The sequence below is a fragment of the Sphingomonas rustica genome, from assembly GCF_039652585.1.
GTDB lineage: Bacteria > Pseudomonadota > Alphaproteobacteria > Sphingomonadales > Sphingomonadaceae > Sphingomonas > Sphingomonas rustica.
This window is the reverse complement of the sequence record NZ_JBDIZK010000001.1, coordinates 348,640-372,856: the sequence shown is the minus strand read 5'-3', so window position 1 is coordinate 372,856 and position 24,217 is coordinate 348,640. Positions and strand designations below refer to the sequence as shown.

12 protein-coding genes are annotated in these 24,217 nt (G+C 66.7%); 7 read left to right on the top strand and 5 right to left on the bottom strand.

Annotation, left to right across the window (positions count from 1 at the left end):
• Nucleotides 1–37 precede the first annotated feature (37 nt).
• Together TPR58_RS01620 and TPR58_RS01615 are read left to right on the top strand one after the other, a co-directional pair.
• The gene (locus TPR58_RS01620; protein ID WP_346244853.1) at nucleotides 38–11,992 is read left to right on the top strand and encodes a filamentous haemagglutinin family protein; all 11,955 of its coding nucleotides are present in this window, start codon (nucleotides 38–40) and stop codon (nucleotides 11,990–11,992) included.
• Between the two features lie 99 nt (nucleotides 11,993–12,091).
• Entirely contained in the window at nucleotides 12,092–12,565 is a 474-nt protein-coding gene (locus TPR58_RS01615; protein WP_346244852.1) for a hypothetical protein, read from the top strand.
• A 55-nt stretch (nucleotides 12,566–12,620) separates the two neighbouring features.
• On the opposite strand, the gene TPR58_RS01610 is transcribed toward TPR58_RS01615, so the two are convergent.
• Nucleotides 12,621–13,241, bottom strand: coding sequence for an NAD(P)-dependent oxidoreductase (locus TPR58_RS01610; protein WP_346245116.1), 621 nt, complete (start codon nucleotides 13,239–13,241; stop codon nucleotides 12,621–12,623).
• A 143-nt stretch (nucleotides 13,242–13,384) separates the two neighbouring features.
• On the opposite strand from TPR58_RS01610, the gene TPR58_RS01605 reads away from it, so the two are divergent.
• On the top strand, nucleotides 13,385–14,314 hold the full coding sequence (locus tag TPR58_RS01605) for an AraC family transcriptional regulator (RefSeq protein ID WP_346244851.1): 930 nt from the start codon (nucleotides 13,385–13,387) through the stop codon (nucleotides 14,312–14,314).
• A gap of 52 nt (nucleotides 14,315–14,366) precedes the next feature.
• On the opposite strand, the gene TPR58_RS01600 is transcribed toward TPR58_RS01605, so the two are convergent.
• Nucleotides 14,367–15,008 carry a Slp family lipoprotein gene (locus TPR58_RS01600; protein WP_346244850.1) on the bottom strand — a complete coding sequence of 214 codons (642 nt, stop codon included), beginning with the start codon at nucleotides 15,006–15,008 and terminating at the stop codon, nucleotides 14,367–14,369.
• Nucleotides 15,009–15,191: 183 nt separating this feature from the next.
• Here TPR58_RS01600 and TPR58_RS01595 point away from each other — a divergent pair, with 183 nt between their 5' ends.
• Nucleotides 15,192–16,397: an FAD-dependent oxidoreductase gene (locus TPR58_RS01595; protein WP_346244849.1), complete on the top strand. Its 1,206-nt coding sequence runs from the start codon at nucleotides 15,192–15,194 to the stop codon at nucleotides 16,395–16,397.
• Nucleotides 16,398–16,420: 23 nt separating this feature from the next.
• On the top strand, nucleotides 16,421–17,167 hold the full coding sequence (locus TPR58_RS01590) for a maleate cis-trans isomerase family protein (RefSeq protein WP_346244848.1): 747 nt from the start codon (nucleotides 16,421–16,423) through the stop codon (nucleotides 17,165–17,167).
• A gap of 33 nt (nucleotides 17,168–17,200) precedes the next feature.
• On the opposite strand, the gene TPR58_RS01585 is transcribed toward TPR58_RS01590, so the two are convergent.
• The 3 genes from TPR58_RS01585 to TPR58_RS01575 all read right to left on the bottom strand — a co-directional run bounded on the left by TPR58_RS01585 (nucleotide 17,201) and on the right by TPR58_RS01575 (nucleotide 19,666).
• Nucleotides 17,201–17,848: an isochorismatase family protein gene (locus TPR58_RS01585; protein WP_346244847.1), complete on the bottom strand. Its 648-nt coding sequence runs from the start codon at nucleotides 17,846–17,848 to the stop codon at nucleotides 17,201–17,203.
• A 16-nt stretch (nucleotides 17,849–17,864) separates the two neighbouring features.
• Complete coding sequence (locus TPR58_RS01580; protein ID WP_346244846.1) at nucleotides 17,865–18,779, bottom strand: polysaccharide deacetylase family protein; 915 nt, start codon at nucleotides 18,777–18,779, stop codon at nucleotides 17,865–17,867.
• A gap of 92 nt (nucleotides 18,780–18,871) precedes the next feature.
• On the bottom strand, nucleotides 18,872–19,666 hold the full coding sequence (locus TPR58_RS01575; RefSeq protein ID WP_346244845.1) for an IclR family transcriptional regulator domain-containing protein: 795 nt from the start codon (nucleotides 19,664–19,666) through the stop codon (nucleotides 18,872–18,874).
• 385 nt (nucleotides 19,667–20,051) lie between these two features.
• Between TPR58_RS01575 and TPR58_RS01570 the strand changes: the two genes are divergently transcribed.
• A complete protein-coding gene (locus tag TPR58_RS01570) occupies nucleotides 20,052–21,251 on the top strand; it encodes a serine hydrolase domain-containing protein (RefSeq protein WP_346244844.1) in 1,200 nt (399 codons plus the stop codon).
• 368 nt (nucleotides 21,252–21,619) lie between these two features.
• Complete coding sequence (locus TPR58_RS01565) at nucleotides 21,620–24,172, top strand: TonB-dependent receptor (RefSeq protein WP_346244843.1); 2,553 nt, start codon at nucleotides 21,620–21,622, stop codon at nucleotides 24,170–24,172.
• Nucleotides 24,173–24,217: the final 45 nt, after the last annotated feature.

The following is a 24,217-nucleotide window of genomic DNA, read 5'->3' as shown; positions in this document are numbered from 1 at the left end:
CCGTCAGGCCGGCCGCACGTTTCCTGGAGCCTGTCCGATGAGCGTCAAGACCCGCCGCACGCGCAACCAACTGCTGATCGGTGCCGCGATCGGCTCGATGCTGTTTGCCGGCGTCAGCCACGCCCAGACGGGCCGCGGCCGCGGTGGCGCGACCGTCAATCCCGCCGACGCCGCAGTGCGCGCCGCACAGCAACAGGCGGCAGGCGCGGCCCAGGCCCAGTCCGCCAGCCAGCGCGCCGTCGCCTCGTTCCGGCGCGCGGCCCAGACCCGCACCGCGATGCAGAACGCCCAGGCCGCAGCCCGCGCCGCCGCGCTGGCGGCGCAGAGCCATGTTCCCAACGGCCTAGGCCAGGGCGGCCTTCAGGTCGCCAACGGCGTCGCGCTCGACGCCGGCCTGTGGAGCGGCGCGACCGGTCCGGTCCAGACCACCGGAACCGACGGTCGCACGATCGTCACGGTCGGACAGACCGAGGCGAAGTCGATCCTGACCTGGGACAGCTTCAACGTCGGCCGTGAGACCGACCTGGTGTTCAACCAGAAAGGCAATGCCGACTGGGTCTCGCTCAACCGCGTCACCGACGTCAACGCCGACCCCACCCGCATCCTCGGTTCGATCAAGGCCGACGGCACCGTGCTGGTCCTCAACCGCAACGGCGTCATCTTTGGCGGCGCCAGCCAGGTGAACGTGCGCAACCTCGTCGCGTCGACGGCGACCATCACCAACGACCAGTTCCTCAACCGCGGCATCTATTCGACCCTGGCGAACGGCGCCTATGCCCCGGCCTTCACCGGTGCCGGAGGCACGGTGACGGTCGAGGCCGGAGCGCGGATCGACACCCGCGCCCCGCAATCGGTCACCGCGGGCGGCGGCTATGTATTGCTCATGGGCCGCCAGGTCACCAATGCCGGCTCGATCACCACGCAGAAGGGGCAGGCGCTGCTCGCGGCAGGCGATGACTTCCTGGTCCGCCCGGGCGTATCGACCCAGACCAACGCCTATTCGACCACGCGGGGCAACGAAGTCCGCGCGCTGATCGGCGCCGGCTCGACCAGCGGAACGGTCATCAACAGCGGCCAGATCGAGGCGTCGCGCGGCGACATCACGCTGACCGGACGGACGTTGCGGCAGGACGGGGTGCTGCTGTCGACGACCGGGGTCAGCCAGCGCGGCACGATCCACCTGCTCACCTCCGCCGGCGATGCGCTGTCGTCGGTCACGCTGGGCACCGGCAGCCTCACCACGATCCTGCCGGACCTGGACAGCGACGAGACCGCCGCCAACGCCCAGCGCGATGCGCTGATCACGGATTCGGCGCGACTTGACCGGCTTCGCTACAATGACGGCCTGGCCGGAGCGAACGGGCTGGCGCAGTTCGACAATCTGAGCCGCACCGGCGATCGGCTCGACCAGTCGCGGGTCGAGATCGTCTCCGGCGGCACGGTGACGTTCGGACCGGCTTCGGACACGATCGCGCAGGGTGGCCAGGTCTCGGTCACCGCCGCGGGCCGGATCACTGCGGACGCCGATTCGCGGATCGACGTGTCGGGTCTCAGGGGCGTGACGCTGGACATGGCGTCGAACTCGATCCTGGTGAACATTCAGGGCAACGAACTGCGCGACAGCCCGGTCAATCGCGACGGCACCGGGCTGAAGAACGAGAATGTCTGGGTGGACGTTCGCGATCTCGTCTATGTGCCGACCGGGACGGGCGGCTATGCGGGGGACCGCTGGTACACCGGCGGCGGGCTGCTCGAGGTCGGCGGCGCGCTCGGCAACCAGCAGCACGGGATCGGCGAATGGGCATCGGTCGGAGGGACCGTAACCCTGTCCGGCGCCGAGGTCGTCCTGCGGCCCGGAAGCACCATCGACATCTCGGGCGGCTCGCTCGACTATCGTTCGGGCTATGTGCGCTCCACGCGCGTGATGGCCGAGAATGGTCAGCTTTACGACTTGGCAAACGCACCTGCCGGCATGAAGTTCGTCAGCGTGGGCAACGCGCTGGTCCGCCAGCACGATCGCTGGGGAAGCCAGTATACCCAAGTGTTCTCGAACCCGCTGTTCAGCCGGGGAAGCACCATGCGGTGGGAAGAGGGCTATACGGTCGGTCGCGATGCCGGCACCCTCCGCATCTTCGCGCCGACCGTCCTGATGGAAGGCGATGTCGCGGCCGGCGTCGTGACGGGACAGCGTCAGGCCGCGGCCAGGCCCGACGGCGTTCTCGACGGGTACAAGACAAGCCAGAACAGCGTCGCACTGGCCGGCGGGCTTCTCATCGGCCGCACCAACGGGTTCGGTGCCGACGGCGTGTTCGGTTCGCCCGTGCGGATCGGGGACGTGGACGATGTGGCCGCGTCCTTGCCGGCCGAAGGGGTGATCCCGGAGGATCGCCGGAACACCGTGTCGCTCGATGCGGACCGGTTGAGCGGCTATGGTCTGGGGTCGCTGACGCTTGCGTCGGCAGGATCGATCGTCATCGACAAGGCGCTGACGCTGGCCGATGGTGGCCATCTCGGCCTGAGCGCCGCAAGCGTGGCGATCGATGCCGATGTCACCATCCGCAGCGGTACGATCTCGGTGGGCAATGTCGCGCCGCAATCGTCGCTGTCCAATGCGGCTATCCAGTTCCTGCTCGGCGATGGCGCACCCGGATTCTCGCTGGGAACGGGCGCAACGCTCGACCTGCGCGGGGTATGGACCAACGGCTCCGACGACCCGTCGGTCGCTCCGTCGGTCGCGCATGTCGACGGCGGCAACCTGTCGGTGCGGATGGTGCGCGGATCGGTCGATCTGGGCCAGGGCTCCGTCGTCGACGTGTCTTCCGGCGCGACGCTGGACGATCAGGGCAAGCTGGTCGGTGGACGCGGCGGCGACGTGACGCTGATTGCGGGCGCCGACCGGGTGGAAGGGTCGATCGACCCGCAACCGCTTACGGCGGCGCTGACGCTGGACGGCGCGATCCGGGGCTATGGCGTCGTCGGCGGCGGCCAGCTGACGCTGCAGACGCCCGAGACGGTTGCGTTCGGCGCCAACGCCATCCTGCAATCCGGCATGTTGCCCGCCGGGACGCGCCTGCCCGGATCGGTTCGACTGGTGGAGGACGTGACGCTGCCTGCCGGCACGACCCTCACCTTCGCGACGACCCAGACCATCAGCGTCGCGATTCCCGACGCGACGACCGTCTCCAGCGTCCGCGCGGACAACACCGTCCCGACCACGCTGGCGGCCGACTGGACCGTGCCGGCAGGGGTCAGCGGAACCGCGAATGGCGCGACCCTTGAGCGGGGGATGGTCCTGCCGGCGGGGACGAAGGTGCAATTCTATGGCCTGATCGAGGCGGGCGTGGTGCTCCCGTCGTCGGCCTTTCCCGCCGGTGTGGCGATCATGCCGGCCACGGTCGTGCTCCAGCCCGGCACGCGGCTCATCGAGCCTGCGCTGCTCACGGCGGGCCAGACCCTGCCGCAGGGCGCGGTCCTGGATCGGGAAGTGCGTTTCACGCCTGCTCGCGTGCTCGACGAAACCCTGCTGCAAAGCGGATTTTCCCGCTACGACATTCGCAGCCGGGCAGGTGTCGTCGTCGACAATGGCGTGACGCTGCGTCCGCAGGCACCGGTGTTGCGCATCACGCCAGGGTCGGCGAGCGTCGCATCCGGGGCGAACCCGGTGCAGGCGCTGGAGCTGTGGCAGCCTCCCGAATATATCGCCGACGCGCTGACCGGGACGTTCGCACATCGCGCCGGGGCCAGCCTTTCCCTGACCGGCAACGATATCCTGATCGGCGACGGCGCCCGCATCGAGGTGGATTCGGGCCAGTCGATCCGGCTTGAAACCATCAGTCAGTTGACCATGAACGGCACGCTGGTTGCGCATGGCGGGTCGGTTGCCCTGCTACCGCAGAAACTGCCGCAGATCGGTGCCCTAGACGGCAGCTCGATCTGGGTCGGGAAGGACGCGCTGATCGACGTGTCCGGTCAGGCGATGACCGCGGTGGATGCGTTGGGTCACCGCTACGGTTTCGCCCAGGATGGCGGCGAGATCCTGGTCGGCGTCCAGGATCTGGTTCCGGACGCTGACGGCTATCTCGCGGCGACGCGTGCACCGGTCATCATCCGCGAGGGCGCCCGGCTGATCGCCGACGGCGCGTCGACGACGATCGACACTCCGACGCAGACGGCGCTCAAGGCCGGGGGGACGCCGGTCACGGTCGCAGGCGATGGCGGGCTGATCCGCCTCGGGTCGCAGAGCGGCATCTATAATGACGGGCTGATGTCTGCCCGGGCCGGCGGAAGCGGTGCGGCGGGCGGCACGCTGAACCTCGTTCTGGAAAATACGCCATTCGCACTCGCGCCCAGCCGCCTGCGCGTCATCACCATGGCGCAACAGGGTGGCGCAACCGGGCTTGAGACCGACCTGACGCCCGACGGGGCCGGGGCGATCGTCGCCGAGACGCGTCTGGGCGCCGACGATATCGCCGCCGCCGGCTTCGGGACGCTGGACCTGTGGAGTCGCGACGCGATCGCCTTTGACGGCGATGTCGACCTGGCCATGTCCGAAGCGTTGATCATCCGACGCGCCGCGCTGACCTCCACCGGATCGGCGATCGCGCCGAACGTCCGATTGTCGGCGCCCTATGTGCTGTTCGACGGCAAGGTGGAAACGCCGACCATCGAAGGTCTGACGGTCCCGGGGCTGCAGCCCTTGTCGCAGACGACCTATGAGGTGGCCGCGGAAAACCGGGGAAGCTTCTCGCTGACGGCCGACCTGATCGACGTGCGAAACACGGTCATGTTCGGCATGTCCGGGTACGTCTTTCCGACTCCCAGCGTTCGCATCGAAGCCGAGATCGCAGGTTTCGACACGGTGTCGCTCACCAGCCGGGGCGACATCCGCTTCACCGGTGGCCGGCTGATCTCGGGCGGCCCGGACATGACGCTCACGGCGTCGCAACTCTATCCGACTACCGGTGCGGCCGGCACCGTCCGCGTCGGTGCGCTGCGCAACCCGCTGCCCGGAGATCCCGACTGGACGCTGACCATCCGCGGCTGGGGCGACACGCCGGCGGCTCCGCTATCGGTCTTCGGCTCGCTGGCGCTGACGGCGCCGACCATCGACCAGGGCGGCATCGTCCGCGCGCCGCTGGGAACCCTGGTCGTCGGCAAGGAGCTCGACCCGAATTTCAACGGCCGGAACTATCTCGCCAACGTCTCGCTGCGAGCGGGCAGCGTGACCTCGACGAGCGCCGAGGGACTGTTGATGCCCTATGGCGGCACGAGCGATAACCTGGCCTATCTGTATAATGGCGAGAAGGTCGCGTTCGTCGATCTGGCCGATTTCAGCGGTGACGATGCGTTCGTCGACCTCATGATCGACCGCGGCGTCGTGTTCGGGCAGGCGACCGTCTCCGCGGAACAAGGGTCGCTTCTCGACGTCTCGGGCGGCGGCAAGCTGACGGGGGCGGGCTTCTTCACCGGTCGGGGCGGATCGGTGGATATCCTTCGCACGGCGCTCGCCAATGCCAATCCGGCCGCCTATGGCTTCAGCGCGCCGGGTGCCGAAGTCTATGCACTGGTGCCGACGATGCGCGGTGACTATGCGCCCCTCTCTCCCGATGCGGGCGCGGGCGCGCCGGCGATCGGGCGCCAGATCACCTTGACGCAGGCGGTCGGTGATCTTCCGGCCGGTACCTATACGCTGATGCCGTCGACCTACGCATTGCTGCCGGGCGCCTATCGCATCGAACTGGGCGGCGGGTCCGTCCGCGCGCTCGATACGGTCACCGTCCCCGACGGGTCGTTCCGCACGACCGGCTATCTCGGTATCGCGAACACGGGTGTGCGCGATGCCCTGCCGACGCTCGTCACCATCACTTCGGCCAAGACCGTCCGGCAATTCTCGCAATATAACGAGACCGGCTATGCCGAGTTCGCGATCGCCAACGCCGCCACGTTCGGGGCCTTGCGGCCGCGACTGGAACGGGACGCCTCGGCCATCCAGTTCGACTTCGGCATGGCGACGGGGGACGTTCTGGACTTCTTGGGCACGGCCGACCTTTCGGCCGCCGCGGGCGGGCGGTCCGGAACGGTGTTTGTCACCGGACGGACGAATATCGAGGTTCGCGCCGACGACGGGGAAATCGCGAGCGACGCGGCCTCGATCAGCGACGAGGCGCTGTCCCGCTTCGACGCGGGTGCGCTGGTCCTTGGCGGCACGTTCAGCCTCGTCCAGGCGATCGCAGCGGATCAGATCGGGCGCGCGCCGCTCGGCCCCCGCGTCACGTTCAATTCCAATGTCGGCAAGGTCACCATCCGCGATGGCGCCAGCCTGACCAGCGCGGGCCAGGTGTTCCTGAGCGGCGACCAGGTGACGGTCGAGGGCGGCGCCGTCATCGACACGACCACCGGCGCGACCGATGGAATCAACTCGTCACTCGGCTATGTGTTCTCGGACAGCTCGAACGGCTATACGTCCGAAGGCGGTGCGATCCTGGCGATCGGCAACGGCGCGCTCAATTTCCTCGGCGCCGTCCAGGATCCGTTCCAGCCGGTCAACGCCATCACCATCGGTGACGGCGCCACCCTGCGCACCCTCGGTACGATCAGCCTGTCGAGCAGCGGGGCACCCTCGATCGGCGATGTCGACCTGCAGGCGCGCTATTTCGCCCTGTCGGCACCGACGCTCGATATCGGCACCGCGCAGAGCCTGGCGGATGCCGAGGGGGTCCGTGTCGGCGTCGGCCTGACACAGGCGGTCATCGACCGACTGCTGGGATCGAGCATTCCGGTGGAGCGCATCACGCTGACCGCCGGCGGGTCGATGAATTTCTTCGGCAACGTCACGCTCGACCTGCGCGGTGATGCCGGCACCGGAAAGGCGATGCTCGTCCTGAACACGCCGGCGCTCTATGGCCTTGGCACCGCGGACGAGGCGGCGGTCATTGCCGCGGACACGATCGTCTGGAACGGTGTCGGTGGCGGCGTCGGCACGCCGCAAAGCCCCTATGTCAGTCGCGCGCCCGGAGCGGTCATCGATGGCGGCGCCGGCACCGGGCTCGGCACGCTGGAAATCGACGCGCGCCGGATCGAGTTCGGCTATGATCCGTCGGCCCGGGCACAGGATCAGGTCGCACTCGACCGACTGGCACTGGGCTTTGCCGAGGTCACGCTGCGCGCCAGCGAGCGGATCACGGCGAATAATCGCGGCACGCTGTCCGTCTATCAAGGCGGGACCGACGCCCAGAGCTATGCCGGGGGCGTCCTCAACCTCGTCACCCCGCTCCTGACGGGAGAGGCGGGCTCGTCGATGGCCTATCGCAGTGGCGGCGCACTGACGGTTCGCGCGCCCGCCGGTATCGCCGCCACGGACCCGTCGAGCGTCTCGGCGCTGGGGGCCGAGGTCAAGCTGGCGGGATCGACCGTGGCGATCGACACCGGCATCGCCTTGCCGAGCGGTCGTCTGGCGATCAACGCGCGAAACGGCATCACGCTTCTCGACCGTGCGGACATCGACCTGTCCGGTCGCGCCGTTCGCTTCTTCGACGTGACGAAATATAGCTGGGGCGGCGACGCGCTGTTCGAAACGACCGATGGCGGGATCACCCAGGCGGCAGGATCGACGATCGACGTGTCGGCGCGCAATGCTGCCGCCGGCCTCATCCGGCTTACCGCGACGGGGGATGGCGGGACCGTGGCGCTCGGGGGGGCGCTGATCGGGTCCAGCGATGCCGGCCATGACTCGGGCGCGTTCGATATCCGCGTGCGGGAACTGGCCGATTTCGCCGGTCTCAACCGCCAGCTGGACCTGGGCGGCTTCTTCGACGCGCGCCAGTTCGTCATCAAGACGGGCGACCTGTCGATTTCCGACCTCATTCGCGCGAACAAGATCTGGATTTCGGTGGATGGCGGCAGCCTGACGGTCGACGGTGCGCTCGACGCGTCGGGGGACAAGGTCGGATCGATCCGCCTGGCGGCGCGCGACGACATGGTGCTGACCGACAAGGCCCGTCTGGACGTACGCGGGACGGTGCTCGCGACCGACGGGCGCGGGGCGGTGATCGAGGCATCGAACCGCGGCAGCGTCGAGCTGGGATCGGTCGCGGGCACCGTCTCGCTGGCGTCGGGCGCGGTGATCGACCTGCGCTCGGCGGACGGGGTGTCGCGAGGGCAGGTGACGATCAACGCGCCGCGCATCGGCGCCGATGATGCCGGTGTCGACGCGGCGTCCGGCCTCACGGTGCGCGGTGCGGCGAGCATCGCCGTCAACGCATTCGCGACCTATGCGCCAGCCGACGGGGTCATCGACCAGTCACTCCTGGACCAGATCCATGCGGACAATGGCGCCTTCATCGACGCCGCCGGCGGAAACGCGGCGTTCGCCGGTCGGATCGCAGGGCTGAGCGCCTATGGCGATGCCTTCCACCTGCGCCCGGGCGTGGAAATCCGCAGCGCGGAACCCGACGGTGACCTGACCGTGACGGGCGACCTCGACCTTTCGGGCTTCCGCTATGGCGCCGCGGCCGATCCGGGCGTGCTGGGGTCGGGCGAAGCCGGCATGCTCGTTCTGCGTGCCGGCGGAGACCTGATCGTCAACGGCAGCATCAATGACGGCTTCGCGCCGCCGCCGGTCACGCCGGACGATGCCAGCTGGTACACACCGCTGTCGATCCTGACGCCGGGGACCGCATCGACGCGGGAACTCACGTTCGAAGCGCCGTATAATCCCGACTATTTCGACTATGTGTACCTGTTCCCCAGCAACGACACATTCTCCGACTTCCCGGTGGTCCTGTCGGGGTCGATCACCGATGCCTATGGAACCTATTATCCCGGCGACATCATCTATGGCGCGCTGTACGGCACGATCACCGTTGCCGAGGGCACCCAGCTGTCGGCGGAGAACCCCGGCAACGCCAGCATCACGGCGGAAATCGCCCGCGAGGGACGCAACTGGGCGGTGGCGCCGATGCTCGCGGCGGGAAGCCAGTCCTGGTCGATGCGGCTTGTCGCCGGGACAGACCTTGGCGCTTCCGACAGCCGGACGCTGGCTGCGGCATCGACGCTCGGCACGCGTGGCGATATCGTCCTGAACGCACCGGGCAGAGCCGGAACCAACGGCGCGTCGTCCGCCATCGCCGTCGTGCGGACCGGTGCTGCGGGCCTCGAGCTGCTCGCGGGCGGGGACTACCGGCAGGAATCGCTGTTCGGAATCTATTCGGCCGGCACCCAGATCGAGGCGCCTGCCGGCTATGATCTCGATCGGGGCGGAATCGGTGACGGCACGATCCTCGGCTTTGACAATGAAGCCTATGAGACGAGCCTCAACGCCCGGCGCATGTACTTCACGCAAGGCGGCGGCGATGTCTCGATCATCGCCCAAGGCGATATGCGCGGGTTCGCGGGCTATGACGGAGAAAGCTCCACCTCCACCGGAGACGTCGGCAACTGGCTGTGGCGCCAGGGCAATTCCGATCGGGCGGAACTGGCCGCATGGGGCATCAATTTCGGCCAATATTCTTATGATCCCAATCTGAATTTCGGCAGCGGTGGCGTGCGGCTCACCGGCTTCAGCGGCATCGGCACGCTCGGTGGCGGGAACCTGACCGTAATCGCGGGCGGCGATGCGGGATCGACGACGAACTATGCCGCGCTGCTCAACGCCAGCGGAAAGATCCCGACCGATAACGGACTGAATCTGGCGGTCGCCAGCACCGGCTATGTGTCGGCGGATGGCCGGCTGGTCCAGAATGGCGGCGGCGCGCTGACCATGAAGGTCGGCGGGCGGATCAATACCGGCCTCTCCGACTATCAGGACTCGCCCGCGGGCAGTGTGCTGAACCTGCGCGGGGACAGCGTCATCCGTGCCGCATCGGTGGGTCAGACGCGCGAAAGCGCCTATGGCGTCAGCGGCACCAAAGATCCGCGCGCACCCGAGGTCGATCTGCCCGGGGAACGAGCGGCCTATACGCCGATGCTGATCGCGGTTGGCGACGGGCGGCTGTCGTTGCAGACGCTCGACGATGCGGCGGTCGTCACCGGCGTGGATGCAGGGCGCGTCCTCGTTCCGGGCGGCGGAACCGCGGTGGATGACCCCTTCTCGTCCACGCGCACCGGCTTCAGCCTCTGGACCGACCGAAGCGGCTATGCGCTGTTCTCGGCCGGCGGCGATATCCTGCAGAATCCCGTCTCGGCGTACAACGACGATCCGTCCTTCCAACTCTACGATCCCGGCCATTTCTCTGCCGCGGCGCCGAGCGGATCGATCACGACCCGTCTCGTTCTGGCGCCAAGCGCCTCGGGTGGGCTCGAACTGCTTGCCGGGGAGAATCTGTTCGGGCGCGCCTCGATGTCGAGCGGTTCGGCCGACCTTCTCGCCACGCCGTTCTCGCCGCTCTGGGTCCAGGCCGACGCCGATGGCAGGGTCTCGGCGACGAACGGCTATTCGACGCAGGCTGCGTATGAAAGCACGCTGGGATTCGGCCTGTTCGCCTATGGGCAGGACGCGGCCACCAACCTGCACGCCGACACTCCCGATCCCGTCCGGTTGTACGCCGTGGCCGGCGACGTCGCGATGCAGGTCGGCAGCGTGATCCAGGACCGCAATGCCCCCGATCAGTTCACCCTGGTCGCGGCCAAGCCGCTCGCGATGCGGGCGGGCAGGGATATCCTGTCCAGCGGCTTCATCCTGAATACCGGGCCCCGGGACGTCTCTTCGATCGTGGCGGGTCGCGATGTATTGAACTCGACGTTCAAGATCTGGGGACCGGGCCTGCTGGAGGTGACGGCCGGACGCAACATCTATCAGGCGCTGTCCAGCCCGATCGTCCGCGTCGACCAGCTCGACAGCACCATCAACAGCTATGGCGCGATCGTTGCCGGCGATACGCGTCCCGGGGCGGGTATCGTCCTGACCGTCGGCGTCGGTCCGGCGGGGCCGAACTATGCGGCGTTCCGCGATCTGTATCTCGATCCGGCCAACCTTGCCGATCCGGACCGGCCGCTGGCCGACCCGCAAAATGAGGGGAAGGTCGCTCGCGTCTACAGCAAGGAGCTGATGACCTGGCTGAAGGACCGTTATGGTTATGCAGGCGACGCCGACGGCGCGCGCGACTATTTCGCGGCGCTGCCCGACAGCCAGCAGGGCGTGTTCCTCCGCGAGGTGTATTTCGAGGAACTGCGGCTGTCCGGTCGTGAATATAATGATGCCGACGGACCTCGACCGGGCAGCTATCTGCGCGGACGCCAGGCCATCTCCACCCTCTTCCCGGGCATGTCCACCGACACCACCCCGGGTTCCTATTCGGGATCGGTGACCTTCCTGGGCAGCGCCGGCGTGCACACCGACTTCGGCGGCGACATCCAGATCTTCGCGCCGGGCGGTGGTCTCACGCTGGGCGCCGACGGGGTCTCGCCGCCATCCACGACGGGCCTGATGACACAGGGCCAGGGAAATATCGAAGTCTTCTCGCGCGACAGCGTGCTGCTGGGGCTCAGCCGGGTGTTCACGACCTTCGGCGGCGGGATCACCATGTGGTCGGCACAGGGTGACATCAATGCCGGCCGCGGCGCGAAGGGCAGCATCGTCTATGCCCCGGTGCGCCGGACGTACGACACCTACGGCAATGTGTCGCTGTCGCCGACGGTGCCCACCAGCGGCGCGGGCATCGGCACCCTGAACCCGATTCCCGAAGTCGATCCCGGTGACATCGACCTGATCGCACCGCTGGGCACGATCGATGCGGGCGAGGCGGGCATCCGGGTATCGGGCAACGTCAACCTTGCCGCGCTCCAGGTGATCAACGCCGCCAACATCCAGGTCCAGGGCGACGCCACCGGCATCCCCTTGCCGCCGGTGGTCAATACCGGGGCGCTGACCGCAGCCTCCTCGGCGACCACCGCGGTCGTCAACGAGGCTGCGCAGCTGGCCGAACGGGCGCGGCCGGAGGTTCGCACCGCCATGCCGACGATCCTGAGCGTCCGGTTCCTCGGTTTCGGGGATTAGGTCGAGCATTCTGACCGGTCGGATGCGCGACTGCCCCCTGGCCGTCTGGCTCCGGCCGGACGACACTCTCGCTTCGGCGTTGTGAAGGAGTTCCGATATATGTGGATCATGGCCCGGGGGCGTCCCGCACTGTCTTGCTGGCTGGCGGCGCTGGCAGGCGGGATCGCCGGTTGGTCGACACCCGCCCATGCCCAGGGCGCGCCGCCGGCCGCACCTGAGGCATGGGTCCGCTATGCCGAAGGTGCGACCGCTGCCATCGCGCGCTGGCTTGACGCCGACGATCCTGCCGCGGTCCGTTTGCATGCATATCTCGACCAGCACGGGTCGGTCGATGGTTCTCGGGCAACGCCGCTCGTCGTGAAGATCTGGCTTCATGCCGACGGAACCGTCGCGAGGATCGATTTCACGCCCTTCGCGCTCGCCCAGGCAAATGAGGACCTGCGGGCCGTGATCGTCGGGCGACGGCTGCCGGGGCGGCCGCCCAAGGGCATGGCGCAGCCGATCCGATTGGAGATCGTGCCCGAGCCGGTCGAAGCTTCAGACCCGGCCGGACCGAGTGAGGCGCCGCGTTAGGTCGCACGGGCTCACGCCACTTCGTCGCGGCAAGTTCCGGCGTGCGGGCGGAACGCTATTCGTAATGGCTGAGGTCGGCGGTGTGTATCGCCGACCTTTCGGTGACCATGCGATAATTATAGTCCGCGCAGTCGGCGAAACTTGCCACGCTGTACTTGCGGCTGGAGCGCTGAAGCCTGCCCTTTGACGGACCGTCGGAATAGATGCCGGCGCGGTGGACGATCCATTCCAGGTCGTTGGCCTGCGTGGCCAGAAAGGCCATGACGGACTCATTATCCCGGTGCTGCCCGATGAAGGACCGGGCGATCAGGTTGCGGATGAGCCAGAGGGCGGGCGACAGGCGACCGCCATGGGGGCGGCTGAGAGCGCCGGCCTGGTACAGGATGCGCCTGACGCCCTGTCGGCGCATGGACGGGATCAGGCGCTTCATGAAGGCCGTGTTGATCTTCGTTCGCCGCTGTGATGCGGCGTCGCCCAGCATCACGACCACATAGTCGATACCGGCAACCAGCGAGTCCGTGTCGATCGTGTCCGTGATCGAGCCGCGCACCACCTCGATTCTCTCGCCATGCGCTGCCAATTTTTCCGGGCTGCGAACCAGCGCGCGCACCCTGTGCCCCTCCGCCAGCGCCCTGTTCGTGAAATGCTCGCCGGTTCTTCCGGTCGCCCCGAGCACAAGAAAGCTGACGGACTGAACCACGATCTCGCTCCACCCTGTCGCGCATATGCGAACGCCGGCGACTTCTTGCGAACCAAGTTAGGGAAATTGCGTCGGACGATCTATCCTGGATCATCCTTAATCCTGTAGAGATCGTCCAGATGACCCCTGACCCGCTGTCCGATGTGCTGCAACTGCTCAAACCGCGCGCCTATGGGTTCAGAGGTCTCGAGATCGGCGGCGACTGGTCTTTTCGTCTCGAGCCCCAGCCGGTGGTTCGTTGCTATGCCTTGCGTGCCGGCGCATGCCGGCTCTGGCTGGACGGCCTTGCTCCCGTCGATCTTGCGGCCGGCGACTTCGTCCTCCTGCCGCATGGGCAGGGCGTGGTCCTGGGCACCCGGCCCGATGCCCCCGCGATCGACCTCCAGCGTTTTTTCGCAACCGCATCGGGCGGCACGGCCATCTTCGGGACGGGTGGGAGTTTCAGCGGGCTTGGCGGTTATTTCGAGATTGGAGGCGTGACGGTCGATGCCTTGTTACGTGCGCTCCCGTCCGTGGTGCGGCTCGGAGGCGGTTCGGACGCAGCCGGCTTGTTATGGCTGGTCGAACGATTGATGGCGGAACTGCGGGTGCCTCGACCCGGTGGCCGTCTCATGGCCGAGCATCTCTCCCAGACGCTGCTGATCGAGGCGCTGCGGTTGCATCTGGCGACCGATGTGCAGCCCAACGGCACCTGGTTGGCAGCGCTCGCGGACCCGAAGCTCGCGCAGGCGATCCACGCCATCCACGCCGAGCCTGGCCAAAACTGGACGTTGGGGGAACTGGCGACACGGTCCGGCCTGTCCCGGTCCGGCTTCGCCCGGCGCTTTACCGATATCTGCGGAGAGCCGGCGATGACCTATCTGATCCGGTGGCGGATGACGCTGGCCCGTGACCGGCTGGCGCGCGGCGTGCCGATTGCGACCATCGCCAGCGACCTTGGCTATGGATCGGAAAGCGCCTTCGGTGCTGCATTCCGCCGGGTGACCGGAACGTCACCGGGCCGGCTTCGAAACGGTCGAGCCGGGCATGCCGCTTTCGATCCGACCTGAACTGCGATGGCGCGGGAAAGCGCAATGACTTCGCCGCCATAAGGTCAGCGGTTCACTCGTCGGGTGCGGCACCCGGCATGACGAAGCCGATGCTGCAGTCCGGGCTGGTATCCCCGGAGAGGCAATCCGACCAGCGGAACAGCTTTTCGATCTCGACGACCGGACCAGGGCTGCTGCCGCCGCCCATGCCGATGTTCGCCTTGCCCGAGATGCGGCCGATGATCGTGACATTGGTAGTTTCCCCGACGAGCGTGCGATCGTAGCTGCCGTCGGTGCAAGCCCTGAAGGTGCCCGGCGTCGCCTCGCGGGACCAGCGCGGCTGGCCGGCGTCGCCGCCTGGGGCGTAGAGAATCGTCAGGCAGACGCCTCGCCCGGTCGGGGCAATCTGATGAATGGCGCCCGCCCAGCGGATGCGCTTGCCGACCTGCCTGGGATCGAGCGCCTCGTCCGGCGTCAACGATGCGACCGTGACCGCCGTCAGCGCCTTCATGTCGGAGGACGCCGAGTCGACAGGGGACGGGTCGGTCGGCGTGGACATCGGCACGGGCGTGGCCGTCCCCACCCGTGTCGGGACGGGCGCGTCCGCGCCGCCGGCACAGCCTGACAGGATCAGGCTGCACGAGAGTGCGGCCGGCACTGCCGATCGCAACGATGCGAGCAGGCCACGGCGGGAGTCGGCGGACATCGGGTTCATGACCTGCCGACTAGGCAGCCTCGACACGCGGCGCAACTCGCGACCGGCGGGTCCTTGTCGCGCGTGCTTTCGGGACCCGCGTTGACCGTTGCGCGGATAGTTCGGCCGTTCGTGTCGCGACCGACGGAGGGCAACCTTATCAGTCCACCTCAAGTCATTCTTTAGGTTGGGGGCTTTGTCCGGATGAGTGAGCGCAAACGCGTTCAAGTCGTGGTCGCTGGTGCCGGTCCGGTGGGCTGTGTCGCGGCCATGTTGCTGTCGAGGCAGGGCATCGACGTCGTCCTGGCGGACAAGGGCGAGGACTGCGCGGCCGACATGCGCGCATCGACGTTCCATCCGCCGACGCTCGAGATGCTCGAGGCGCTCGACATCACCGCACCGCTGATGGAGCGCGGGCTCAAGGCGCCGATCTATCACTGGCGGGACCGTCGCAGCGGCGAGGTGCTTGCGTTCGACATGGGCGAGATCGCCGAGGCGACCCGCCATCCCTATCGCATCCAGTGCGAGCAATATCATCTGTCCCGGATGCTGGCCGAGCGCCTGGAAAGTGCGACCAACGCCGAGGTGCTGTTCAGCCACCGGCTGGTGCATTTCGAGCAGGACGAGGACGGGGTGAACGTCTCGCTGGAGACGCCGATGGAGATCCGCCAGCTGCGCGCGGACTATCTCATCGCCGCCGACGGCGCGTCGTCGATCGTGCGCAAATGGCTGCGCGCAGAGTTCCACGGTTTCACCTATCCCGAGAAGTTCCTGACGCTCAGCACCGACGAACCGCTGGAACAGGCGATTCCGGGCCTGGCCCATGTCAATTATGTCGCCGACCCCGACGAATGGCTGGTGCTGCTGAAGGTCCCGACGCTGTGGCGCGTACTGGTGCCCACGCTGGACCAGAGCGACAATCGCGTGCTGACGTCCGACGCGTTCAAGAACGGCATCTTCGAACGGCTGCTCGGGCACGGCGAGGATGTGAAGACCTTCCACCGGACGATCTACCGGGTCCATCAGCGGGTCGCGAAAAGCTTCCAGCACGGGCGGGTGTTCCTTGCGGGCGATGCCGCGCACCTTAACAACCCGCTGGGCGGGTTCGGCATGAACAGCGGCATCCATGACGCGTTCAACCTGTGCGAGAAGCTGGTGCCGGTGCTGAAGGGCGGCGCGCCCGCCGACAGCCTGGCGCGCTATGACCGCCAGCGGCGCAAGGTCACTCATGATTTCACCCAGCAGCAGACGATCCAGAACATGGAACTGATGCGCGCCGGGCAAGGCGAAGCCTATCAGATCACGCGCGAGCAGATGCGGACGCTGTCGGTCAACGACGAGGCGCGCCAGGCCTATCTGCTGCGCCAGTCGATGATCACCAGCATCCGCGACGCGGCGGCGATCGACTGATCCCGGAAGAAGGAAGAGGCATCATGACCGACGTGCTGGGCTGGAGAAAGACGTTCGGCGTTCTCGGCCCGTCGACCAACACGGTCGTCCAGCCCGATTTCGACGATTTGCGCGTCCCGGGGGTCACGAACCACTACAGCCGGATCATCGTCCAGAATCCCACCGCGCTGTCGGATGCCGATTTCATGCGCGGGACCGATGCCATCGATGCGGCGACGCATGATGCCGTCCGCGCGGTCATGACCTGCGAGCCCGACTATCTGGTGCTCGGCATGTCGGCGGTCACCTTCTACGGGGGTGCCGAGGGTTCGGCCCGCTGGACCAGGTCGGTCGAGGAGGTCGCCGGCGTTCGTCTGTGCACCGGCGCATTGTCGCTGATCGAGGCATTCAAGGCCTATGGCGGCATCCGCAGGATCGCGGTGCTGTCGCCCTATTTCCCGGTCGCGAACGAGCAGGTCGCGCGATTCATGAGCGACTATGGCATCGACGTGGTGCGCGACACGCCGCTGCGCTGCCAGAGCTGGCTGCACATCGCCAGGGTGACGCCGGCGCAGCTGCGCGACACGATCCTCGATCTCGACGGTGACGATGTCGATGCGATCGTCCAGGTCGGGACGAACCTGTCGATGATGCGGCTGGCGGCGGCTGCGGAAACCTTCCTGCAGAAGCCGGTCATCGCGATCAACACCGCGACCTACTGGAATGCGCTGCGCCAGAACGGGATCGCCGATCGCAAGCCGGGCGTCGGCCGGTTGATGGCGGAATTCTGAACCGGCGCGGGCGGGCGTCCGGCCCGCCCTGCATCAGGCTGCTCTCTGCCCGCCGGCGGAGATGGCGGCCAACGCCTCGGCCTCGTCGATCACCTGAGCCACCTTCGCCTGGATGTCGAAGAGATTGGCCTCGTTCACCTCCGGGTCGCGATCGCCGCACGCATCGCGCACGACGAACGGCAGGAAGCCGTGGCACAGCGCATCGAGCGCGGTTGCCCGCACGCAACCCGAGGTCGAGTAGCCGGTGATGAACAGCGTATCGATCCGCGCCGCGGTGAGGATCGCCGCCAGCGGAGTACCGAAAAAGGCCGACGGGAATTTCTTGCCCAGCACCAGCTCGCTCTCGAGCGGCTGGAGGCTTGGCGGAAAGGCACCGAGCGGGGATCCCGGCGCAAAGGCGCGAAGCGCGGGGACCTTGCGATAGAACAGGCCGCCGTCGAATCCGTCGGCGCGGTACTCGATATTGGTGAAGATCACCGGGATGCCCGCCGCCCGGGCCGCCGCGGCCAGCCGTTCGTTGGCGGCCAGTTCCGCCTCGACCCCGGCATAGAGATGCGAGTGCGGGTCGAGATAGGCCATCACCAGATCGATGATCAGCAGCGCCGGACGCTCGCCGGGCACAAGCGCACCGCCGAAGCCGGCGGACGCATAGTCGGCATCGAGATCGCGTGGATCGCTCATGGTTGCCGCCTTTCGCTCAGCCGAGCTGGCCGGGGATGTGGCTTTCGTGATTGGCGAGATACCAGTCGGCGATCTCCTCCCGCGTCGCCCACCAGACGCCGGGCAACGACTTGGCGTGCTCGATGAACTCGCGGATCGCCCGGATGCGGTGCGCGCGGCCCGAGACATGCGGGTGGAGCCCGACATTCATGATCCGCCCGGTCGTTGCGCCTTCCTCGTGAAGGACGTCCAGTTCCTCGATCAGCGCCTGGGCGAACTGGTCGGTCGTGAAGTTCTTGCGGGTGATGAAGGTGAAATCGTTGATCTCGTTGGAATAGGGCGTCGAGACGATCGGACCGTGCGGGGTCTTCAGCAGATAGGGCTGATCGTCGTTCATGATATCGCAGTAGAAGGTGCAACCATATTCGGCGAGGATGTCGGCGGTCTGCAGCGTGCCGCGCAGCGAGGAGCTGAGCCAGCCCTTGGCCTTTCGCCCGACGAACTTCTCATACTGGTCGAGCGTGCGCAGCACGACCTCACGCTCGCGCGCGGGATCCTTGGCGAAGTCGGTCAGCAGCTCGCCCTGTTCCCAGTTATGCGCCAGCAATTCCCAGCCGCGATCGAGCACCGCGTCGGTCATCGCCTTGCGACGCTCGAAGGTGACCGCGTTGGTGGTGCAACTGGCCTTGACGCCCAGCTGGTCGAACAGGTCGAACAGCCGCCAGATGCCGACCCGCTGGCCATATTCGCGCCAGGTGAAATTGGGGAAGTCGGGCGTGTCGCCGGGCAGGCTGTCGGGAAGGATCGCCGGGCCGCCCGCATAATAGGGCTTGGTCGTATCCTTGGTCAGGTCCCAGGTTTCGAGGTTGAAGGTGAGGATCAGTGCGACGCGCGCGCCATTCGGCCATTTCAGCGGCAGTCGGTCGGGCAGTGCGCTGTAGGGATATTCCACGAACCTGGTCTCCGGGAAACGAACAAGACGGACATGATCGCCGCGACCCCCGATGGGGTCACGCCCGTGCAGGCCGATTGATCAACAGGTGGCTATTCGGCCGCGGCCGCGCTGGGTCCCAGTTCCGTGGTGATGGCGAGGCCGGTGTTGCGCAGCGATTCGGCGAACTGCTTCACTGCCTCGTTCATTCGGATCGCGGAGGAGAAGAAGGCAAGCGTCAGTGCGCCCGCCACGCGGCCATGTTCGAAGATCGGTACCGCGATCGACGAGGTCTTCCCCGGGTTCCGGGTGAAATGATTGTTGCCGCGCGTCGCAAAGCCCTGCTGCCGGACGTCGTCGAGCAGCGACTCTTCCTCGATCATCCGCATGGTGTGGATCGGGATGCGATCCGGCAGCCGCTTGAGCGAGGCCAGGATTCCCTCGCGTTCGTCCGCCGGCATATGCGCGAGATAGACCAGGCCGGAGGCGCATTCGAGGATCGGGATCGAATAGCCGGGATAATAGTCGTTGAAGGTCAAGGTGGTCAGCGAATGAGTCGAATCGCGGATGACCATGTTGGATCCGACATGCGTCGACAGCGAGATCGGCCACATGACCCTGCGCGTCAGTTCGACGATGTGCGGCCGCGCCGTTTGAACGATGCCGGCATGCCCCTGGAAACCATGGGCAAGCGTCTGGACCAGGCCGGTCGGCCGGTATCGCTTGCGGACCGGCTCCTGTTCGATCAGCCCCTCGAACAACAGGGTCTGCACGATGCGGCAGGCTGTCGGATAGGGCACACTGGATGCTCGCGCGATCTCCATCATGGAGAGGGAGCCGCCACGGTTCACCGCCTGCAGGACAGCGATCCCGCGCGCCAGCGATCGAATTGGAACACCTTTTTCCATGCGCAGAGGATGACTCTTTTGTTTCGCATGCGCACGTGGAAAATCGTTAAAATTGCGCGGATCTGCGACGAGGCGTTGCACTTATGTCACGGGATGCACCGGTGTCTGCGTCAATTTTCGACACGGAGCGCAAAACGTGCCGAGTTTTCGTGCAGCCCGCGCCGGCAACCCGGGCGGATTGCCTCCGAACCGCGAATCAGTCCGGACAAATTAAGGTGCCGGACCGGCAGGTCGGCTATTCCGCCGGCGGCCGGACATGGCCGGTTCCACGGCGACGGACGAGTCACAGTGTCGTTGCAGGCTATCCACCTGCCGGATAGCGAGGCCTTGAGGCTCCCCTGGTGCCGCCGGCGCGTCATGATGGTGCGACTTTCTGGAGGATTGCATGAACGCTGCACTGTCGATCGGTATGGCAAGCCTGGCGATCCTCATGGCCGGCACCGCCGTCGCGCAGGAGATGCCCGACGCTGCCGCCGAGACGCTGTACAAGCAGCGCTTCGATCATCTCTTCAACGCGCCGGGCGGTGCCGGCGCCGATTCCTACGATATTCTCGAACCCGTCGCGGGCGCGCGCCGCTGGACGCCGCTGCCGCGCGGCACGTCGGTGCCGCCTGCCGCGCTGGCCGCGGCGCGCGACTATGCCCGGGCGAATCGCAGTTCCGCCTTCATGGTGTGGCACCGGGGGAAGCTGGTCGAGCAGAGCTTCTTCGGCGAGACCGGCGACGCGACGCCGGTCGTCTCGAAATCGCTTGCCAAGCCGCTCAGCGTGATCGCGGTCGGCCGTGCGCTGATGCTGGGCAAGATCAAGTCGCTCGACCAGCCGATGGCCGACTATATCACCGAATGGCGCGGCACGCCCAAGGCGGCGATCACCATCCGCCAGGTGCTCGGCATGCGCTCGGGACTGTTGCCGCAGGCGATGAGCACCGATCCGGCGAATATCCTGAACCGCGCCTATCTGCATCCCTATCACGACCGCATCATCATCCGGGACTATCCGCTGACCGACGTGCCGGGCAGCAGCTATGAATATTCGAACGCCAATGGCGAGTTGGTCGCGCCGCTGATCGAGCGAGCGACCGGTGTTCCCTATCAGCAGTGGATCTCACGCGAGGTGCTGGCGCCGATCGGCGCGCGCGGCGGCCAGATCTGGATGAACCGTCCGGGCGGCACCCCGCATTCGGGCTGCTGCATCCTGTTGCCTGCGGACAGCTATCTGCGCCTCGGCATCTTGCTGGCGCGGGGAGGGCGGTGGAACGGCAGGCAGCTGGTCTCCCCGTCCTTCGTGAAGGCGATGACGACCGGATCGCCGCAATATCCACAGGCCGGGCTGGGGGTCTATCTCGGCAGCCCCTATGTCGAGCGGCGCGGTCCGGCCAATCCCCGGGTGGAATTCGGCAAGACGCTGCATTCCGAACCCTATCTCGCAGACGACCTCTTCCTCTTCGACGGCAACTCGAACCAGGTGGTCTATGTCGTTCCGTCGAAGCAACTCGTGATCCTGCGCACGGGCAATACCCCGCCGCGTCAGCCGGAATGGGACAACAGCGTCCTGCCGAACCTGTTGCTGAGGTCGCTCCGCTAGCACGCCCCTAGGTTCCCGAACGTCCGACAGGCCTTGTCGCCGGGAAAGGGCTCGTCTCGAACTGGCACGATCTGCCGGCGGGGAGTGCGCAATGCATGGATTCGACCGGGATTGGCCCGCCTGGCGTCGCCGTGGCGCGAGAAGTGATCGTAGAGCGGTCAGTGCGAGACTTGCGCCCATCGCTGGCCGAAAATCATGCCTATGTCGTAACTGCGGCGACCGAGTTCAGTCTTGCGAGGAGCCCAATCGACGCGGTCGTTCAAGACGCCGCGTCAAGCGCCTTGCCGGAAGTTGAGCTGCCCTGACTCGGGTCGGTTTCGCAAATACGATCGCCGTCGGTCGGGCGGCGGCACTGGGGAGATCATAACATGAAGCGATATCGGGGTCAGTTTGTCGTGAAGGTGTCGGCGCTCGCAGTTGCAGCCGCGACGCCGCAGATTGCCAGCGCACAGGATCAGACCGAGACGGCGCAGGAGGCGCCTGCGGAGATCGTCGTCACGGCGCGATTGCGCGAGGAGAATGTCCAGACGGTTCCGATCGCGATCACTGCGCTCAGCGCGGAGGATCTCACGAACCGCAACGTCAGCAGTCTCAACGACCTGACCAACTCCACGCCCGGTGTCGCGATCACCAGCATCGCGGGCGGCACGCTGACCAACGTCTACATCCGGGGCCAGGCGCCCGCCAACACCACCAACGACCTGAACGTCGAGGCGAATGTCGGCATCTTCATCGACGACATCTACCAGACCAGCCGCAATACGGTCGACATCATCTCGGTGCTGGACGTCGGCCAGATCGAGATCGCGAAGGGTCCGCAAAGTGCGCTGTTCGGCAGGTCGACCTTCGCCGGTGCGATGTCGATCGCCACGCGTCGCCCGTCGGACCGGTTCGAAGGCAATGTCCAGGCGACGGTCGGCGTCGACAACGACTATCGTATTCGCGGGTCGGTCTCGACCCCGATCGGCGACAAGGTCGCGCTGCGCATCGGTGCCGGATACCTGACCTATGGCGGCTTTGGCGACAATAGCGGCGATCCGGACGACAAGTTGGGCGGTACCGAGAAATACGCCATTACCGGGTCCCTCGAATTCCGTCCCACCGAGGAACTCACCGCGCGCGTGTCCGGCTTCGTCTCGCATTCTGCGACCGAGTTGTCGGCGGTCAGCGCCCTGCCTCTCGGTGCGTTCAATTGCGGCTCGGTGAACGCGGCCACCGGCTTGCGCACGATGTATTGCGGCGAACTGAAGGCGAGCGACACCAGCTCGATCACCGCGAACGCCCCCGACACGATCGCCAAGGCGCGCCAGGTCTCGCTCAACCTCAGCTGGCGGCGCAGCGGAGTCGCGGTGACCAGCGTGACCGGCTTCACCGAAGCGGAAAACCGGACGTACAACGACTATGACGTCTCGGCACAGGGTACGCTGTTCGGCGTCTGCACGCTGGGGGCATCCTGCTTGCCTGCTGGCGCCTACTCCCGGTTGCAACGCGTCAACCTGCTGAGTTCCAACCGCGAGCGCGTACGCACGTTCAGCCAGGAAATCCGGCTCCATTCGGACACGGGCTCTCCCTTCCAGTGGATCTTCGGGGGAAGCTATTTCAACTCCCGCATTCCGCTGGCGGGGCTGGGCATTGCCTCCGATCGAACCGGCCTGGCCGCGAACGAGCGACTGGTCCAGGTGAGCCAGGCGACGACTCCTGCGGCCACCGGAATCGGCGCCTATGATTTCACCGCCAACCCGTTCCTCACCAACGACCTGAGCGAGGCACTTTTCGCCAGCTACACTTCCGCCAGCACGCGGACGATGTCGGTCTTCGGGTCGCTCGGCTATCGCTTCGGCGACCTGCGGATCGGCGCGGAGGGGCGTTACAATATCGACCGCAAGCGCGCGCGCCTCTACTCGATCAGCAATCCGACCAGCGCGCCGGGCATCCTTCTGCCTATCTCGGATACGACCACGCCGGCTCCCGGCGTCTTCCCTTTGACGGGGAATTTCGCGCGGACCTTCGAGAGTTTCGCGCCGCGCTTCTCGATCGACTATCAGGCGACGGGCGACATCTTCTTCTATGCGACCGCCGCGAAGGGAATCCGCTCGGGCGGGTTCAACACCGCGAACCCGGTCAGCCCTACCGGCATCCTGGCGGACGAAGTCGCCTACGAGGAGGAGACGAACTGGACCTATGAGGCGGGCATCAAGAGCCGCCTTTTCGATCGCGCGCTGCTGTTCAACGCATCGGTATTCCGGGTGGACTGGACCAATGCGCAGGTCTCGGCCTTCACGCTCAACCCGACCACGGTGAATCCCACCCGGATCGTCCGCAACGCGGGCGACATCAAGACCACCGGCGTCGAAGTGCAGACCGAATTGTCGCTGGGCGATTATTTCCGACTCGGTGGCAGCGCGGTCTATTCCGATCCGAAGTTCCAGGCCGGCGCCTATGATGCGTCGATCGTGGCGCAGTGCGTGATCGGCACCGGAGCGACGGCGACCGCGGCGCCGGGCTGTCCGCCCGTCATCCTGGTGACCACGCCGAGCGGCGTCCGCGCGGTGACCTCACTCGAGGGCAAGCGGCCGCAGCGCGCGGTCAAATTGTCGTGGAACGTCCACGGCATCCTCGAATTGCCCGTCTCGGACGACTGGAAACTCTTCGCCCGCGTCGATGTCAGCCACACCGGCGACGCGCCCTACAACCTTCCGAACACGGCCTTTTTCGGCGAGCGGACGCTGACCAGTGCGCGCATCGCGCTGGACAACGACCGGTACAGCATCGCGCTGTGGGCCAACAACATTTTCGATGTGCTCTACGCTGCCAATGCGATCGGCCAGCCGCGCGCCGGCGTGCCCTTCGCTTTCAGCGTGCCCGAAATCTACCAGGGCGAGGGACGCCGCTTCGGCCTGACCGTGGGCGGAAAATTCTGACGATCCGGGGTGTGCCGTCATCGCGGCGGCGCACCCGTCTTCCGG

Excerpts from the sequence above, each read along its gene's own strand:
- TPR58_RS01620 (WP_346244853.1), top strand. The coding sequence starts at position 38 with ATGAGCGTCAAGACCCGCCGCACGCGCAACCAACTGCTGATCGGTGCC.
- TPR58_RS01615 (WP_346244852.1), top strand. The coding sequence starts at position 12,092 with ATGTGGATCATGGCCCGGGGGCGTCCCGCACTGTCTTGCTGGCTGGCG.
- TPR58_RS01605 (WP_346244851.1), top strand. The coding sequence starts at position 13,385 with ATGACCCCTGACCCGCTGTCCGATGTGCTGCAACTGCTCAAACCGCGC.
- TPR58_RS01600 (WP_346244850.1), bottom strand. The coding sequence starts at position 15,008 with ATGAACCCGATGTCCGCCGACTCCCGCCGTGGCCTGCTCGCATCGTTG.
- TPR58_RS01595 (WP_346244849.1), top strand. The coding sequence starts at position 15,192 with ATGAGTGAGCGCAAACGCGTTCAAGTCGTGGTCGCTGGTGCCGGTCCG.
- TPR58_RS01590 (WP_346244848.1), top strand. The coding sequence starts at position 16,421 with ATGACCGACGTGCTGGGCTGGAGAAAGACGTTCGGCGTTCTCGGCCCG.
- TPR58_RS01585 (WP_346244847.1), bottom strand. The coding sequence starts at position 17,848 with ATGAGCGATCCACGCGATCTCGATGCCGACTATGCGTCCGCCGGCTTC.
- TPR58_RS01575 (WP_346244845.1), bottom strand. The coding sequence starts at position 19,666 with ATGGAAAAAGGTGTTCCAATTCGATCGCTGGCGCGCGGGATCGCTGTC.
- TPR58_RS01570 (WP_346244844.1), top strand. The coding sequence starts at position 20,052 with ATGAACGCTGCACTGTCGATCGGTATGGCAAGCCTGGCGATCCTCATG.
- TPR58_RS01565 (WP_346244843.1), top strand. The coding sequence starts at position 21,620 with ATGAAGCGATATCGGGGTCAGTTTGTCGTGAAGGTGTCGGCGCTCGCA.